Below are 17,477 nucleotides of genomic sequence, written 5' to 3'. Positions count from 1 at the left end.
TGGTTTTCAGACCAAAAGCTCATATTCGATTTGTAGCCGTTTAAATCACCCCATAAAAGTCGTTTTGAATTATGTATTACATATTTGAGATTCATACTTATACACTTTTGAGTCGTTTAATAGTATCCCAGGTTTTAATTGTTTATTCTAATAATTAGGAAAAAACAATTTGCTTATCTAAAAAAATAGATTTTTATTTGCATTGTTTTAAAGCTACTTCTATGACATCTGAGCAAATAATTACTTTCTTAAAAAATAATCCAGCATTAAACCATTCGCAGTTGGAGAAGGAGGCTGGTTTACCTGCCAGTACACTTAATAAGGCTACAAAGGGGAAAATTGTACTTAATCAGAAAAATTGTAGCCTTTTGGAGCCAATCTTACGCAAGTATGGTTTTAAAAATCAAGCTACAAAGGCACAAGTTATCTCAGTGGTCAATCATAAAGGTGGAGTTGCCAAAACTACTACCACCATTAATTTAGGTAAAGCTCTTGCTTTATTGGGTAAAAATGTCTTATTGATTGATATGGACTCACAAGGAAATACCACTCAGTGTTTCAATCAATTTACTTTTGATAAGCAAATCATTCATTCTTTGCTCGAAAATGAGCCACTGCCGATTATTCATCTGCAAGATAATCTTGATTTAGTGCCGTCTGACATTAAAATGTCTGAACGAGAGCAAGAACTGATTGCGGCAGTAAGTGCCAATAGCCGATTGGCTAAAAGAATCAATACTGTTCGTGAAAACTACGACTATATACTCATAGATTGCCCACCGTCACTGGGAATTTTAACCGAGAATGCTTTGGTAGCTTCCGATAGTTGTATTATACCTTTTTTGCCCGAAGCATCTACTTATCATGGTATGAAAAAGCTCTTTGAAATCATTTATAGTATTCGTGAATATAGTAATCCAACCTTAACAGTGAAGGGTATCTTGTTTACGATGGTGAAACGTAATGGTCGAAATATTGAATCAGCTCATCAGTTGATGATTGAAAAGATTCGAGCTGAATATAAGCATTTCCGAATATTTGATGCTATCATCGAAAATGCAACCGCCGTGCGTCAGTCGCAATTAGCTATGCAAGATTTGTTTATGTATGCTCCAACGGCGTCTCCAACGCAGCAGTATGCCGCTTTGGCACAAGAAATTGTTTCAATCTAATTTATATAAAAGCAATGGCTAAAAAAGTTGACTTTATGGCTGGATTTAATCAGGCAACCCAAAACTTGCCTGTGTCGGTTTTTTCTGAACAGGAGAAAATAAAGAAAAGTCTCATGGTTATAGATGAATTAAAAAGGTTTATTCCCGCCCTGAGTGAAGAAGAGTATAAACAACTTGAAAATAATATAATTGAACATGGTTGTAAAGACCCTCTTACGATTTGGCTAACAACCGAAAAGGTGACTGGAATCTCGGAAGATGAAACAGCAATCTATGTCATTTTAGATGGACACAATCGTTATGAAATTTGCCAGAAAAATCAAATAGATTTCAAGATTTCAAACCCACTAAAGTTTGAAACAATGGATATGGCCAAAGATTACATGATTAATCATCAGCTTGGCAGAAGAAACCTGAACCCCGAACAAATATCCTATTTTAGAGGTTTGAAATATATTTCTTTGAAAAAGGAGAAAGGTAAATATGAGCGTGAAGAGCATAATGGCAAATTTTACCATTATGAAAATGAAGCCTCTGAAAGTGCTCAAAATGAAACAAAAAACCATAATGGCAAAATTTACCATTATGGAAAAACTACTACTGCTCAAGACTTAGCGAAAGAGTTTAATATCTCAGAAAAGACCATTAGAAACGATGCACTTTTTGCCAAAAGTGTTGAAAGTTTACCTGATAAATTAAGAGCTGAAGTTTTACAAGGTAAGTCTTCTTTAACAAAAGCAGAAGTGATAGAATTTGGGAAATCTGGCGAACTAAGACAGAACCAAGAAAATGTAAAGAAAACTGTTGAACCCTCAGCTGTGAAAAACAAGATTATTAATCTATTGAAACAAAATTCAGAGCATTTAACCGTAAAAGAATATAAAGACCTTATTTCTGAAATAAAGCTGATAATTAAAAATTTGGAATAAGTTGTATTATTAAAAAATATATATTATTATAACGCAATTATCACATTATAATATTAATATTCTTCCATTTATACTATGCCTACATTAGATAGAAGTACATTCAAATATAACGCTAAAGTTTTTGAAAAAACTTGTTTGTATTGCGGAACTGTTTATTTCGCCAATCGCTCGACCGCCAAGTATTGTTCGTCAACTTGTCGTGGCTATGCTAACCAAGCTAAAAACCTCAATGAAGCTGCACCGTGGAATGAAGAAGACCGCACCGTTGATGCCTTACTTTCTCAAGTGGCATATCTGAAAGGACAATTGCAGCACTATGTCAATGAAAATGACGAATTGAAAAGAATCATTGCAGAAATAAAAAAGCCTTGACGCATACACGTACAAGGCTATTCTGTATTCCTACAACTTTAATGCTAATTTAGTGCAATAATTTAAAAACCACAAACTTATATTTCATACTCCTTTACCTTACTCTTCAAGGTATTTACCGAACCATAACCAAGGGCTTTATAAGTTTTATTTTGGTTTCCTTTATAAAAATTTAAGGCTCTAATAATCAAGTCCTTTTCAGTTTCTTGCCAATTAAACGAAAGTGTTTTATTCACGGCTTTCTGCGTAAACCTTTTAGGTAAATCATTTATTTGTACTTCTTCGTTACAAAAGACATAAAGGTTCGTTATGACATTTTCTAATTCTCTTATATTTCCTCTGAAAGGATACTCAATTAGTACCTGATTAGCTTCTTTACTTAATTTTAATTTTTTGCTTTTGCTCAAGTCTCGCTGTACTTTGCCTAAAAAGAAATCTATTAAGTCTTGTTTTTCGTTAATTCCACGTTCTTGAAGCGTTGGTAGTGTAAGCTCAACCACCGATAAACGATAGTATAAATCCCATCGAAATGTCCCTTCTTCGCACATTGCTTCGAGGTTTTTGTGGGTGGCTGCAATAATCCTAATATTTACTTTTCTGCTTTTACTTGCTCCAATCAGAAGTACTTCACTGCTTTGCAGAACCCTAAGTAGTGATTGCTGCATGAACGGTGAAATATCCCCGATTTCATCTAAGAAAACCGTGCCGCCATTACTTTCTTCCAAAATTCCTTTTTTGTCTTCTTTGGCATCGGTAAACGCCCCTTTCACATAACCAAACAATCTTGATTCCAGTAAATTATCGGTCATTGCTGAGCAGTTGACCGCCGTAAAAGGTTTTCCGTTTCGACTACTTTCTTGATGAATATATTGAGCCAAATGTTCTTTTCCTGTACCACTTTCTCCACGAATCAAACATGTTACTTTATCGGTTTGGGCAATTAGACTTGCTTTATCGTAAATTCGCTGAATACTTTCCGAAATCAAATAGTTTGTTTGAGTAGTTGTTTTGCGTTGGTTTTGCTCGGCAATTGTGGCCGACATCGGCACGCTCGATTGTCCTACTTTCAATTCTATCAATTCGGGTTCGGTCTTGCCGATATGTTTACCTTCACGGGTTTGTAATAATCTTGTATTTAAACCAAGCGACTGATGGCACACAAACCAGCTCAATTGCATAACCGAAGTACCAGGCGAAAAGAAAATATCAATTTCATCGGTAGAATAAGTAAGAAGCAAGGCTTCAACTTTGGTCTTTACTTCCTGAAAACCAATGACATCATTGATGCCCATGTACTGCTTTTTTATGATTCGTCCTTTATATTGCTGGGTAAGCTCCCGAACAAGTTTATCCAAATAGGCGTCTCCGTCGTTTTCTTCTCTGGAAGTTAAAATAATATGCTGGTCATAGTCTTTAAAGAAATATTTATGAAACTGCATGGTTGGCCCTTGCAAGTTTACATTTTTCTCATTATCAAAATCGTTATTAAAAGCGTACCACGAAACCAGAATTTTCATGTCAATATTTGATATATATAAATCAATAATTGATACAAATATAACACAAAGAACACCTAAAACAAGCATTTTTGGCATTGGCACGGGCTTTGAACTTAGAGGTGTATCTTAAAAACAATAAAATCTTTTTATACGATGACAAATCATATCCATTGCCCAAAGTGCCAACACGAAATCAATATTGAACCTGTTCTTGCCGAACGCATTGAGGCTGAGCAAAACGCTAAGTATAATACTCGCCTCCGAGAGTTAGAACAGCGTGAGCGAAGCATACAGTCCGACAAAGCTAACTTGCAGCAACAAGTAAGTGCATTGCTGGAGCAAGAAAAAACCAAACTTCTGCCACAGCTAAAAGCAACTATCAATGCTGAAAAAGAGGCCGAGTTGAGAAATTTGCAAACCGAATTGGGCGAGAAAAGCAAGCAAGTAGCCGACCTCAGAAAACAAGAGGGTGAGTTGCTCCGCCAAAAACGCCAACTCGAAGAAGCCCAAGCGGGCATTGATGCCGAGATTGAAAAACGTTTGGCTGCCGAAAAAGCAACCTTGTTAGGTCAGCTCAAAGAAAAGGTTGAGAACGACAACGCTTTGGCTCTGAAACAAAAAGATATTGTGATTGAGCAAATGCAAAACCAAGTGGCCGAAATGCAACGAAAAATGCTGCAAGGCTCAACCCAACTGCAAGGCGAAGCCCAAGAATTGGTGATTGAAGAAATGCTCAGAAATACGCACCGCTTTGATGTGATTGAGGAAATCAAAAAAGGCGAAAACGGTGCTGATATTTTGCAGATTGTTCAGAATCGCTCTGGGCAGGCGTGTGGTAGTATTCTGTACGAAAGCAAAAATACGAAGACTTTTAGCGAATCGTGGGTACAGAAGCTGAAAGAAGATATGTTGCTGAAAAAGGCCGACTTAGGCGTGATTGTTACCCAAGCAATGCCCAAAGGCGTGAGTACGTTTGAGCAGCGAGAAGAAAACTTGTGGGTTTGTTCATTTGAACACCTCAAACTACTTACATTTGTATTGCGTGATGTTCTTCTAAAAGTTGATGAAGTAAAGATTGTGCAAGCCAATCAGGGCGAAAAGTCGAAGTTGCTGTATGATTACCTGATGGGGAATGATTTTAAGAATCAACTAAAAGCGGTGCATGATACTTTTGCGGCCATGCACGCCTCGCTGTTTAAAGAGAAAAAAGCATCTTTGGCCAATTTCAAGAAACGAGAGAAAGAAATAGACCGCATTATGATTAACCTTTCGGGAATTGCGGGCAGTATCAATGGTATTTCGGGGCAAACGGTGGCAGAGTTTGCCGAGTTTGAGGTCGTGGAAGAAGAGTTAGCTTTACTCGAATAATAATTAATTGATTAGATTTGGCAGGCAATGTCTGCCAAATCTAAAACCAACCTTTTAAACCACCACAGAAACAAAATTATATGAATTGGAAAAAAGTTAAGTTAGGGGAGATTTGTCAAAACTTAGATGGTAAACGAAAACCACTTAATAATATTGAAAGGCAGAAAATTCGAGGTAATGGAAAGTATCCCTACTTTGGAGCAAATAATATTATGGATTGGGTTGATGAGTATATATTTGATGAAAAGATATTATGTATTGCAGAAGATGGAGGAAGTTGGGGGGCAGGTCAAAAGTGTTGCTTTATTTATACTGGAAAATGTTGGGTAAATAATCATGCACATGTATTAAAAGCAAAGGAAGGCGTATCCACAGAATTTTTAATGTATTATCTGAATTTCTCAGATTTGAATAGTTATATCACTGGAAGTACAAGAGGGAAATTAACAAAATCTTCCTTGGACGGCATTAAAATCCCACTCCCAGACCTTGCCACCCAAAAACACATTGCCGAAGTTCTCGACAAAGCCGATACCCTACGCCAACAAAACCGCCAATTATTGGCACATTATGATGAGCTGCTGCAAAGTACGTTTATTGAGCTTTTCGGCGACCCAGTTAAAAACCCGAAAGGGTGGGAGGTGAAGAAGTTGGATAAAATTTGTACTCAAATTACTGATGGCACTCACTTTTCACCACCAAGTGTCGATTCTGGAGTTCCTTATATAACTGCCAAGCATGTTAAAGATTACGGAGTTGATTTTTACAGCAAACCAACTTATGTATCTATCGAGGAACATGAGAAAATTTATGCTCGATGCAAACCTGAAAAAGGAGACGTTTTATACATTAAGGATGGTGCAACTACTGGGATTGCGGCGGTAAATCCATACGATTTTGAATTTTCAATGTTGTCAAGTTTAGCATTGATAAAACCGCAAAAGAAAGAACTAACAAGTCAATTTCTTGTTTCATGGTTAAATTCTGAACAGGTAAAAGAAAATCTTATAAATGAATTCATGGCAGGGGCAGCAATTAAAAGGTTCACTTTGCAAAAAATAAAATCATTTCAAATCCCAGTCCCGCCCCTTACACTCCAGCAGCATTTTGCCAAGATTGTAGAGCAAATAGAAGCCCAAAAGGCACAAACACAGACGGCTTTGACCGAGAGCGAGGCACTTTTTGAGGGGCTTTTGGCGGGGTATTTTAATTAAAAACTAAAAAGTATAGAATGAATTTTCAGGAAGTAATAGAAATTGTATTAGCTGGCTCACCAAAGCCAATGACATCGGCAGAAATTTCAGATTCCATTAATGAGAGAAAACTATATCTCGAATGGAAAGGCAAGCCTGTTGATGCAGCTTTGGTCATGGGACGGGCAAAGCAACATACAAACCTATTTACTGTCGAAAATAACTATATAACTAAAACTCAAACCTCTAATGCCGTAAAGGTTATTACCGATATTGTTAAAGAAATAATTGTTGAATCTCCTTCTGAAAAATCGGATGTGTTTGTACCACAAATTATTTTTTGGGCATGGGTCTCCAAAAATGATGAATCTCTTAGAGAAAAATATTTTGGAGATTATCATATTGACAGTTTCAGGATAATGTCGGGTATTCCTTTTCGTTTCAAACTTAATGAGGTATTACGTCTTTTCAGAAGTAAGCTTTTTGAAGAAACTAACATTACACTACATGGTCTTAATATTGATGGAGATTCTCTTGCGTCTTCTTTAAAGCAATTACTATCTCTTTTACAAACATCAGATTATATCTTACTATCAAAAAAAGAATTTAGTCGTTTATGGGCTGAATTGATTGGTACTTATCAAGGTCATATTCATCCGAATAAAGAAAATGCACTTTATACAATAACAAATAATGTCATTGGCAACTATGAATTTTCTTCATTGTTCGACCCATTTGCAGGTGCATGTTCTCTAATCACAGAAGTTATTCAGGATAAAAACTCCTTTATTACATTAAATGATGTAAATAATGGTCTTGCGTTTCTTGGCTGGATAAATTTGTTAGTAAATGATTTCAAAAACTTTAGTTTTGAAGTCTATGATTCTTTTCAAGATAATACAGAAGAGAAATATGACTTAATTGTTTCAGAGCCGCCATTTAATGTAAAAGTGTCTCATGACACACATGACTTTAATCCAAATATCTTTTTTGTTCATAATTCAAAAGATTTCACTTCTAATGCTATTCAACTAATAATAAGCAAATTATCGTATCAAGGAAAAGCAATAGTTATTATTCCAGATAGTTTTCTTACAACAGGTGGAGTTAGAAAAGTATTAAGACAGTATTTAATAGAACATGATTTACTACAAGCAATAATTTCACTGCCAACCGATACATTCAAACCTATATCTGTTAAAACCAGCATCATTATTCTCGACAAAAATAAATCATCGGATAAACGAGGAAGAGTTATTATTCAAGATTTTTCAGACAAGAATGCGTCTTTAGAAAATATAGTTTCATTGACCCAAAATTGGAATGAAAATTTACCAAATAATTCAATTATAGTATCGAACAAAGAATTTGAGAGCATTAATGGCTTTCAATTTGATATTAAAAGGTTCACGAGCAAGCTTAAATTTGGACACGAGTACCACTATTTATCAGAGCTTATTGTTAATTCCAAATCTGGCAGTTATGCAGATGATAAAAAGGCAATCAAAAAGGAATTTGCCATTGAAGGAAACGCACTTCCATTTATTTCAATAAAGGATTTGAGTAATTCTGCCTCTGAATATCTTTTGAATATTGAAGAAGTAGAGAAGAATATTTTACTGAACATTCATCCTTTTCAAAAGAGTATAATTGACCAAAGTTCAATCTTAGTTGCTAAAATTGGCAATAAACTCAAGCCTACATACTTCGATGGCAATAGTAACATTGTGATTAGCAGTAATGTATTGGCACTATTTCCTAATACTAAATTAGTTTTAAGTGAATATTTAATCTCACAGCTCAATGAGAATTATGTTCTTGAACAAATCGAACAAATTAGAGTAGGAGCTGCACAACCTTACTGGAGAATTTCTGATTTTCTAAATATCAAGATAAAGTTAGCAAGTTTAGAAGAACAAGAAAAAGCTTTAGCCCAGTATTATAAAGATAAATTTACTTCGGCTGAGGTTCTCATTTCTGATGAGCAGAAAAAAAATGAAGAGTTTGAAATAAAACTACTTGCCTCTCTGCAACATGAGCTCAAAGGGCAGGTTTTGCAGCCCTTAGTTCAGGAAATATCTATACTTAAACGTTTTCTTAATCGGAAAGCTAATGAATCTTTACCATTTAGTTGGAAAGACAAGTCAACACCTTTGCCGAATAGCAGAAATGTAGAAGATGTGTTTTCTCACATAGATGATGTTATTTTGACTGCCAATAATTTGTTTAACAATATGCAAGCAGTTATTGAATTGGATAAAAAGAAACTCAATAAACGCAAAATTGATTTAATATCATTTATCAAAAATGAAGTAAGTAAATTTGGAGATAGTTTAAATGGCGTAACGGTCTCTTATAAAATAAACAATATAATCGAAGGTCAAAATTCAAAAAGACAATTTGATGTTGAAATTGACACTGAAAAATTTAGCAACGTTATTAGTAATTTCATCCGAAATTCACTTCTTCATGGCTTTGATGATTCTATTCATGAGAAACATATCGTATTTGCTATATCGAGAGCAGATAAAGATATAATTTTAGATTTAATTGATAATGGGAAAGGCTTTCCACCTGACTTTAGTTTTAATGATTATGTAACGTTTGGTATAAAATCAAGAAGCAAAGGGGCTGGTATTGGAGGTTATTTGATGAAACGAACTGTTGAAATACACGATGGAATACTACTAAATATTGATAATGAGCAGTTAATTCCCCTTCCACAGAATATTCATCAAAAGGATACGGAAAAAGTAATTATATCGGGTGTACATTTTAAAATTTACCTACCAACAAAAAATAATTAAAATGATAAAAGTAATCTGGAGTGATGATATTTTCGAAAGCGAACAAGAAAAACAAGCAAGTATAGAGGATGCTTATGGTAATGATATAATCGTAGTTGCTGTGCAAACATGGGAGGAGGCTCTCAAAGAGTTAGAAAGTGCAGGGGACTCCTATGATGGTATCATTTTGGATGGCCGTGGTCAAAGAAATGTTGATTCAAAAACTAATGATTCCGCTCACTTAACTCAAGCGATAAGTTGGATTAGTGAGCAACGTGGAATGGGTAAATACTACCCAACTATTATTCATACTGGTTATTACGAAGCAATACATGATTTGTACGGTGAAGATAAGAACATTGTTGGGATTACAAACAAACCTGACACAGCAGAACTTTTTAGATTAATCAAGGAAGCATCGGTCAGTACACCAAATTTAAAGATTAGACAAAAGTACAGTGATTTATGGGGAATTTTTAATTTCAATATCCTTGATTCAAGTAAAGAAGCTCTTTTGCTCAGCATAATAAGAAAATTAGAAAACGAAACCTTTAAAAAGAGTGATTTCAATTCTATCAGAGAAGTATTTGAAGCTTTACTGAAAAAATTTAATGCTTTAGATAATTCTGACAATTTATTACCTAATGATGTACTAAAAAATGATGGTACAATTAATTTAGGTTGGTCTCTGATGATATTAAAAGGAATTAGGACTGAAATCAGAAATGGTTCAAAACTTATTAGAACTATTCCTGAGAAAGTAAACCCTGTCATTCCAAAAAAACATCATATTGGTTATTGTTTCGATTTTGTTAAGGATGTTTCGAGTGCATTATCACATGACTATCAAGCAGGCTTCGGGAAAACAATGCCGTTTGCATGTTTAAATGCTTTACTTGAAATTCTAAATTGGTCAAATAAATTGATTCAAGAAAGATATATTCATCTTTTGTAAATCATTTAAATCGCAAGCATTAATAATCACTTTTCAGTATTTTTGTAAATACGAAAAGTAACAGATAAATGTAATTAGATACATGCAAGAAAACCAAAATATCGAATGGAAAGAATCGTGGAGAGATGAATACATCAAGTGGATTGCGGGCTTTGCCAATGCTTCGGGTGGTAAACTTTTCATCGGTATCAATGATAATGGTGTGGTTTCGGGGCTGAGTGATGCACAAAAACTATTAGAAGATATACCCAACAAAGTCCGTGATATTCTCGGAATCGTGGTCGATGTCAATCTGCACGGAAGTTCGGCAGAGCAGTATTTAGAAATCATCGTCGAAGCCCATCCGTATCCAGTCAGTTATAAAGGGCAGTATCATTATCGTAGTGGCAGCACCAAACAAGAACTCAAAGGAGCCGCACTCGATAAGTTTTTGCTCCAAAAACAAGGCAAACGCTGGGATGCCGTGCCTGTTCCCAATGTTTCGGTCAAAGATTTAAGTGTTTCGGCATTCGATTTTTTTCGTGCAAAAGCTATTAAATCAAACCGCCTTTCCGAGGATATTTTACTGGATAACAACGAATTGTTGCTCGAAAAACTTCACCTTACCGAAGGAAATTATCTGAAGCGAGCCGCTATTTTGCTTTTTCACCCCGACCCCGAAAAGTATGTTACGGGAGCTTTCATAAAAATTGGTTTTTTCAGAACTGACACCGATTTATTGTTTCAAGATGAAATACACGGGCATTTATTTGAGCAAATCGAAAAAACGCTTGATTTGCTTTTTACCAAGTATTTAAAGGCTTTTATCAGTTACGAAGGCGTTCAACGAATTGAAAGGTTAATTTTCCCTGATGCAGCACTTCGTGAGGCCTTGCTCAATGCTGTTGCTCATAAAGATTATGGCAGCGGTATTCCGATTCAAATCAGTGTTTATGCCGATAAGATTATATTTTGGAATGAGGGCATTTTACCAGAAACTTGGACAGTTGAAAATTTAAAACAAAAACACGCATCGAGGCCCTATAATCCTGCTATTTCAACGGCCTTTTTCCGAACAGGTTACATTGAACAATGGGGCAGAGGCACCATCAGTATCATTGATGCGTGCATTGATTATGGTATTCCAGCACCAACATTTAATTATGATTCAAGCAGCGTTACGCTTGAAATCAGGCAAGGCGAAAAAGTGATGTCGGAAAAGATGTCGGAAAAGATGTCGGAAAAGATTTTAGATTTAATTAGATATAACTCAAAAGTAACGACAAACGAATTAGCAGAAAAATTAGAGGTAAGTACAAAAACCATAGAACGAGCTTTGAAAGTGCTAAAAGAAGAAAATCAAATAGAAAGAGTAGGGGGCAGAAAAGAAGGACACTGGAAGGTGACAGAGAAGTAAAAGAAATTAATTTATCACAAATCATTAAAAAACAATGCTTACAGGCGAAAAACGCAGTCAAATAGATAAAATATGGAACGCTTTCTGGACAGGTGGCGTATCGAATCCACTCACAGTTATTGAGCAAATCACGTATTTATTATTCATCAAAAGGCTCGACGAGCTACAAACCGCCAAAGAACAAAAGGCCAATTTACTCCGTCAGACAATTGAATCGCCGATTTATACCGAAGAGCAAGCCGAACTTCGTTGGAGCAGATTCAAAGACCGTGAACCCGAAGATTTATTCAAGCATTTCACCAAACTCGATGGTGTGTTTGATTTCATGAAAAACCTGGGTTCGGCCAGTTCATTCAGCCGATTCATGAAAGGAGCAACGTTCATGATACCAACGCCAAAGGTTTTGGCTCAAGTCATTGATTTGTTGAGCGATGTAGAAATGGCTTCACGAGATGCAAAAGGCGATATTTACGAGTATTTATTATCGAAAATAGCCACCGCAGGCACAAACGGACAGTTCCGTACACCTCGTCACATCATCAAAATGATGGTCGATATGATGGAGCCATTGCCCAACGATGTTATCTGCGACCCATCAGCTGGAACTTGTGGTTTCTTGGTGGCTTCGGCCGAATACGTGCAGTCGAAATACGAAAACCGTTTCGCTGACCCAGCCTTTAAAAAGCATTTCAACGAATCAATGTTTATCGGCACCGAGTTCGATGCCACGATGATTCGTATTGGCTCAATGAACATGATGATGCACGGCATCGAAGACCCTCATTTGGTCGATGTAGATGCACTTTCGGAATTGAATATTGATTTCACGAATAAAGCTACCTTGATTTTGGCAAATCCGCCATTCAAAGGAAGTCTTGACCACGATGCCGTAGAAAAAAATATTTTGTCGATTGTTAATTCTAAAAAGACAGAATTACTATTTTTAGGTTTGATGCTGCGTGGTTTGCAAATAGGCGGTAGAGCAGCCGTAATTGTACCAGATGGTGTATTGTTTGGTTCATCGAACGCCCACGTGCAAATACGCAAAGAAATCATTGATGAGCATCAACTAAAAGCAGTTATTTCAATGCCATCGGGTGTGTTTAAGCCCTACGCAGGAGTAAGCACCGCAATTTTGATATTCACAAAAACCAATTCGGGCGGCACCGATAAAGTTTGGTTTTATGATATGCAAGCCGATGGGTTTAGCTTGGATGATAAACGTCAAGAAATTGCCGACAATGATATTGCGGATATTGTGGAGCGTTATCATAAACTCGAAGCTGAAACTGACCGCCAACGAACGGATAAATCGTTCTTAGTTCCTGTTGACGAAATCAGAGCGAATAACTACGATTTGAGCATCAATCGTTACAAAGAAGTGATTCACGAAGAAAAACACTACGAAAAACCCGAAGTGATTATTCAGCGAATCAAAGATTTAGATGCGGCTCGCCAACAAAATTTAGTAGATTTAGAAACATTACTTGCTAAACCTATCTAACTGACAACTTAGATTTGACAACTTTACAAAAGTTGTCAAATCTGAACAAATCTGTAAATCAAATCTGCAAATTTAAAAAATAATATCGCCATGACTTCCTCCAACTTCTCTTTCTTGCTAAACGAATGGGCTGAAATATACAAAACAGCTCAAAAAGCCGAACAATATGCCTTTACAGAACCAACTGTATCGGCTTTTTTGTGTAGAAAAGCCTTGGAGGAAATGCTTTCGTGGCTCTATGACCATGATAGCAGTTTAGAACTACCCACTAAAGAACAATTTAATCTCAATGATTTGATACGAGAGCCCAGTTTTCAAAAGAATTGGGGAAAAGAATTTTTCAGGGAATTGCAAATAATAAAAAATACGGGTAATAGTGCGGCTCATAAAAGTGTCAATATTTCGAGTAATGAGGCAATTTCGAGTATAAAGTTTTTATTCAGATTCTGTTTCACCGTTGCCCGTACGTTTGCTGAAACAACGCCACCTGCTTATTTGCCTTTCAGTGAAACCTTAGTTCCTACCTCGGGAAATACACTTTCGCAAAAAGAAATTGAGAAAATCAGGCAAGAAGAAGCCTCTAAAAATCTTATTTTGGAGCGAAGAGTAGCTGAATTGAGCGAAAAAGAAGAAGAGTTAGAAAAAGTAAAAGCTCAACTGACTCACTATGAAACGCTGAGCCAACAAAATGGCTTGGTAGCTGCTCCAGCGGTATTATCTGAAAAAGAAACTCGTAAGCTCTACATTGATGTCATGCTACGTCAAGCTGGTTGGGACATTGAGCAAGCCAATACCCAAGAGTTTGCCATTCAATCTGTTGATGAAGCGACTGGAAAAACCGCTACCCTAAAAGCCGATTATGTGCTTTGGGGAGACGATGGCAAGCCGTGGGCGGTCGTTGAAGCCAAACGAACCACCGCAGCCGTAGAAAGAGGCAGAAACCAAGGTCGATACTATGCCGATGCTCTCGAACAAATCTATGGACAAAGACCACTGATATATTATACGAATGGTTTTGAAACATTTCTGTGGGACGATAAACAATACCCACCCAGAAAAGTATTTGGCTTTTTAAGTTTGGACGAAATGCAACGTTTGCTCATCAGAAAAACCCAAAGAGCGGCACTTAAAGCACAAAAAATCAATCAGTCCATTGCCAATCGTTATTACCAAGAACGAGCCATAAGGAGCGTGGCCGAGCGTTTTGAAGAGAAAAACCACCGCAAAGCCTTACTTGTAATGGCAACTGGTACGGGTAAAACAAGGGTTTCGGCGGCAATTGTTGATTTACTAACAAAAGCACAGTGGGCAAAAAGAATATTATTTTTGGCCGACCGTAATGCGTTGGTTACACAAGCACTGAAAAACTTCAACCAGTATTTACCCAATTTATCGGGCATTGACTTAACAAAAACGGTGGACGATGGCAGTGCCAGAGTTGTGTTTTCGACCTACCAAACGATAATCAATAAAATAGACAATGATTACCGCAACGGCAAACGCTACTACGGAGTTGGTCATTTTGATTTGATAGTAATTGATGAAGCCCACCGCTCAATTTATGATAAATACGGTGCTATTTTTGATTATTTCGATGGTTTATACTTGGGGTTGACTGCCACGCCAAAAAACGAAACCGACCGAGATACGTATTCTTTGTTTGACCATCAGCAAGGCGAGCCAACCGATGCGTATGAATATGCAACGGCGATTGCTGATGAGTTTTTAGTGCCAATCAAAAAGGTAAAATTAGAACTAAAATTTCCGACACAGGGCATCAAATACAAAGATTTATCGGAAGAAGAAAAACGAGAATGGGAACGTAAATTTTATGACCCTGCCACGGGCGAAGTGATGAATGAAATTAATTCGGGAGCGATAAATCAATGGCTATTCAATCAAGATACAGTTGATAAGGTTTTGACCTCATTGATGGAGTTTGGACATAAAGTAGAAGGTAACGAAAAACTTGGAAAAACTATCATATTTGCCAGAAAGCACAAACACGCCGAGTTTATCTATGAGCGTTTCTATAAGCTTTACCCACAAATTGACTCGAAATTTGCCCAAATAATTGATAATTATGATGCAGATGCCGAAAAACTCATTGACCAATTTAAGTTAAAAGATAAGTTTCCGCAAATTGCAATTTCGGTAGATATGCTCGATACGGGTATTGATGTACCTGAAATTGTAAACTTGGTGTTTTTCAAACCTGTATATTCGGCATCGAAATTTTGGCAAATGCTGGGGCGTGGTACGAGGCTTTGCCGAGACTTATTCGCACCAGATGTGCATAAAGAAAACTTTTATGTATTTGATGTATGTAGCGTTTTTGACTTTTTTGGTCAAAATCCAGCTGGAATTATTCCAAGCAAATCGAGGTCATTGAGTGAGAGTATTTTTATTGCAAGAACAGAACTCATCTATTTGTTACAAACCCAAGGCGATGCAGACCCTGATAGCGATGATTTCAAATTGGCTAAATCAATGGCCGATAAGTTACACAAGCAAATCACAGATTTAGACCAAACTGGTTTTGAAGTACGCTTACACCTGCGAGAGGTAGAGCATTACGGCAAGATTGAGTCTTGGACTACAATCAATGCCAATGATATTCAGGTTTTGAGCGAAACAGTTGCGGGTTTGATTCACGATGAAGAGTCGGATGAAAAAGTAAAGCGTTTCGATTTGATGATGGCCAAAATGCAAGTGGCAATTCTAAAAAGTGAAAGGTCGCAGATAGGCTATATTGAGAAACTTCAAGTAATGGCCAGTGAATTGCTAAGAAAAGCAGATACGGTGCCTACAATAGCTAAGAAAAAGACTACTTTACAAGCGATTATTCAAGCAGAATATTGGTCTAAAATTTCGATTCCTGCAATTGAAAATGTACGAATCGAGATTAGAGAGTTAAGTAAACTGATAGATTTGAATACGGGAAAAGGTATTTTTTACACCAATTTTCAAGATGAAATAACAGCACCCGTAATTGCAGAAGATTTTGTTGGCAGTTATGGCAATTACGAAAGTCATTATGCTAAACTAAAGAAAATCATTATAGACAACGCCAATAATTTAACCATTCACCGCTTACGTACCAATCAACCGATTACTTCAACCGAATTGGACGAATTGGACAGAATATTATTTGAACAATCGGGGTTATCAACACACCAAGAGTTTCAGAAAGTCTTAGGAGAAAAACCTTTGGGTATTTTCATAAGGTCGATTTTGGGTTTAGATACGAATGCTGCACGTGAGGCGTTTTCTTCGTTCTTATCAAACGGCCCACTAACTTCTATTCAGATTGAGTTTATCAATAACCTCATTCAACAATTTACTCAAAACGGCATTATTGAACCAAGTATGCTTTTTGAGCAGCCATTCACTAAATTTCATGAGAGCGGAATCGGTGGTGTATTTCCGATGAATGCCGAAAAACTTATTTCTATCATTGAGGAAACGAACCAGAGGGCGATGGTTGGGTAAAAATTTCTCTCTTTAAACCTGTCAAAGATTTGAAGTTTGACCGTTCTACTTTTTTGCTTTAGAATGAAAAATGCGTTACAAATTTACCGTTAGGTAACGTTACGTCACGAAGAAAAATGGGCACAAAAGCCATTTTTTACTAAAAAAGCCTATTTGTTTACGATGAAAGATAGGTTTCATTAAATACTACGTTTGGTAACGTTAGCTAACGAACCTTACAAATGAGCAATAAAAAATGGTTTAGTAATGAGTACTAAACCCTTAAAAAACTTACTCCTCATCTAAAAATCGAGTTTTAGTCATTTTTATAACTTCCGATTCAAATTCCGGTGTTTCTTGGAGCAATTCTTCGATAGCATCAACCTTTCTTCCAGATTCATCTATCTTGGGTTCTAAAGCCTTGTTTTGGGCTAAAAGTTCGTCTATTTTTGTTTGAACGGTAGGATTCTTGGCATTCTGAACGCTCCCAATTAAAGAGGCTATTACAAAAACAAACAGCCCAACTAAGACGGCAATAATTATATATGTCATGATAACTACTTTTATTGGCCTTTTATTGGGCTATTATACTGATTTAAAGTAAAATAGACTCCTATCAAAGTAGTGCTACAAGCTACTCCTAACCATCCATAGTTATAGCCATTTTGTAGAGCTTTGATTTTACTTTTATTACTACTCATAGCATTGACAAGACTATCATGCTCCCTTTGAGCGTAGAAAAGCTTAGTTTTAAGTTTAGACCACTCAGTAGAAACCACTCGGGTTTCATCGACAGTTTGCTGGGGTTTGCTTTGTAGGTTACTCAATTGGC

Annotated in this window: 13 protein-coding genes; 10 read left to right on the top strand and 3 right to left on the bottom strand. The window is 36.5% G+C overall.

The window, feature by feature from the left end; translation table 11 throughout:
• Positions 1–221: 221 nt before the first annotated feature.
• From ABR854_RS24330 to ABR854_RS24320, 3 genes are all read left to right on the top strand, one after another.
• On the top strand, positions 222–1,172 hold the full coding sequence (locus tag ABR854_RS24330) for a ParA family protein (RefSeq protein ID WP_350268463.1): 951 nt from the start codon (positions 222–224) through the stop codon (positions 1,170–1,172).
• Between the two features lie 14 nt (positions 1,173–1,186).
• On the top strand, positions 1,187–2,101 hold the full coding sequence (locus tag ABR854_RS24325; RefSeq protein ID WP_350268462.1) for a ParB N-terminal domain-containing protein: 915 nt from the start codon (positions 1,187–1,189) through the stop codon (positions 2,099–2,101).
• A 75-nt stretch (positions 2,102–2,176) separates the two neighbouring features.
• A complete protein-coding gene (locus ABR854_RS24320) occupies positions 2,177–2,473 on the top strand; it encodes a hypothetical protein (RefSeq protein ID WP_350268461.1) in 297 nt (98 codons plus the stop codon).
• A 77-nt stretch (positions 2,474–2,550) separates the two neighbouring features.
• Here the strand turns inward: ABR854_RS24320 and ABR854_RS24315 are convergent, their stop codons facing one another.
• Positions 2,551–3,990, bottom strand: a complete 1,440-nt coding sequence (locus tag ABR854_RS24315) for a sigma 54-interacting transcriptional regulator (protein ID WP_350268460.1) — start codon at positions 3,988–3,990, stop codon at positions 2,551–2,553.
• Positions 3,991–4,125: 135 nt separating this feature from the next.
• On the opposite strand from ABR854_RS24315, the gene ABR854_RS24310 reads away from it, so the two are divergent.
• The 7 genes from ABR854_RS24310 (at position 4,126) to ABR854_RS24280 (ending at position 16,666) form a co-directional block, all read left to right on the top strand.
• Positions 4,126–5,340, top strand: a complete 1,215-nt coding sequence (locus tag ABR854_RS24310) for a DUF2130 domain-containing protein (RefSeq protein WP_350268459.1) — start codon at positions 4,126–4,128, stop codon at positions 5,338–5,340.
• Between the two features lie 80 nt (positions 5,341–5,420).
• Complete coding sequence (locus ABR854_RS24305) at positions 5,421–6,554, top strand: restriction endonuclease subunit S (RefSeq protein WP_350268458.1); 1,134 nt, start codon at positions 5,421–5,423, stop codon at positions 6,552–6,554.
• 17 nt (positions 6,555–6,571) lie between these two features.
• Complete coding sequence (locus tag ABR854_RS24300) at positions 6,572–9,340, top strand: N-6 DNA methylase (RefSeq protein WP_350268457.1); 2,769 nt, start codon at positions 6,572–6,574, stop codon at positions 9,338–9,340.
• Between the two features lies 1 nt (position 9,341).
• Positions 9,342–10,274 carry a hypothetical protein gene (locus ABR854_RS24295; protein ID WP_350268456.1) on the top strand — a complete coding sequence of 311 codons (933 nt, stop codon included), beginning with the start codon at positions 9,342–9,344 and terminating at the stop codon, positions 10,272–10,274.
• A gap of 82 nt (positions 10,275–10,356) precedes the next feature.
• Positions 10,357–11,670, top strand: a complete 1,314-nt coding sequence (locus ABR854_RS24290) for an ATP-binding protein (protein ID WP_350268455.1) — start codon at positions 10,357–10,359, stop codon at positions 11,668–11,670.
• 34 nt (positions 11,671–11,704) lie between these two features.
• Positions 11,705–13,174 carry a type I restriction-modification system subunit M gene (locus ABR854_RS24285; RefSeq protein ID WP_350268454.1) on the top strand — a complete coding sequence of 490 codons (1,470 nt, stop codon included), beginning with the start codon at positions 11,705–11,707 and terminating at the stop codon, positions 13,172–13,174.
• 90 nt (positions 13,175–13,264) lie between these two features.
• Positions 13,265–16,666, top strand: a complete 3,402-nt coding sequence (locus tag ABR854_RS24280) for a DEAD/DEAH box helicase family protein (RefSeq protein WP_350268453.1) — start codon at positions 13,265–13,267, stop codon at positions 16,664–16,666.
• 270 nt (positions 16,667–16,936) lie between these two features.
• Here the strand turns inward: ABR854_RS24280 and ABR854_RS24275 are convergent, their stop codons facing one another.
• Both ABR854_RS24275 and ABR854_RS24270 read right to left on the bottom strand, forming a co-directional pair.
• Positions 16,937–17,197: a hypothetical protein gene (locus ABR854_RS24275; protein ID WP_350268452.1), complete on the bottom strand. Its 261-nt coding sequence runs from the start codon at positions 17,195–17,197 to the stop codon at positions 16,937–16,939.
• Positions 17,198–17,208: 11 nt separating this feature from the next.
• On the bottom strand, positions 17,209–17,477 hold a 269-nt coding region (locus ABR854_RS24270; protein WP_350268451.1), incomplete at its 5' end, for a hypothetical protein.

The sequence above is a fragment of the Emticicia sp. W12TSBA100-4 genome (assembly GCF_040253585.1).
Lineage (GTDB): Bacteria > Bacteroidota > Bacteroidia > Cytophagales > Spirosomataceae > Emticicia.
Note: the sequence above shows the minus strand (reverse complement) of the source record. Positions and strands in the feature narration are given on the sequence as shown.

Coding starts and splice junctions, on each gene's coding strand:
- ABR854_RS24330 (WP_350268463.1), top strand. CDS start 222: ATGACATCTGAGCAAATAATTACTTTCTTAAAAAATAATCCAGCATTA.
- ABR854_RS24325 (WP_350268462.1), top strand. CDS start 1,187: ATGGCTAAAAAAGTTGACTTTATGGCTGGATTTAATCAGGCAACCCAA.
- ABR854_RS24320 (WP_350268461.1), top strand. CDS start 2,177: ATGCCTACATTAGATAGAAGTACATTCAAATATAACGCTAAAGTTTTT.
- ABR854_RS24315 (WP_350268460.1), bottom strand. CDS start 3,990: ATGAAAATTCTGGTTTCGTGGTACGCTTTTAATAACGATTTTGATAAT.
- ABR854_RS24310 (WP_350268459.1), top strand. CDS start 4,126: ATGACAAATCATATCCATTGCCCAAAGTGCCAACACGAAATCAATATT.
- ABR854_RS24305 (WP_350268458.1), top strand. CDS start 5,421: ATGAATTGGAAAAAAGTTAAGTTAGGGGAGATTTGTCAAAACTTAGAT.
- ABR854_RS24300 (WP_350268457.1), top strand. CDS start 6,572: ATGAATTTTCAGGAAGTAATAGAAATTGTATTAGCTGGCTCACCAAAG.
- ABR854_RS24295 (WP_350268456.1), top strand. CDS start 9,342: ATGATAAAAGTAATCTGGAGTGATGATATTTTCGAAAGCGAACAAGAA.
- ABR854_RS24290 (WP_350268455.1), top strand. CDS start 10,357: ATGCAAGAAAACCAAAATATCGAATGGAAAGAATCGTGGAGAGATGAA.
- ABR854_RS24285 (WP_350268454.1), top strand. CDS start 11,705: ATGCTTACAGGCGAAAAACGCAGTCAAATAGATAAAATATGGAACGCT.
- ABR854_RS24280 (WP_350268453.1), top strand. CDS start 13,265: ATGACTTCCTCCAACTTCTCTTTCTTGCTAAACGAATGGGCTGAAATA.
- ABR854_RS24275 (WP_350268452.1), bottom strand. CDS start 17,197: ATGACATATATAATTATTGCCGTCTTAGTTGGGCTGTTTGTTTTTGTA.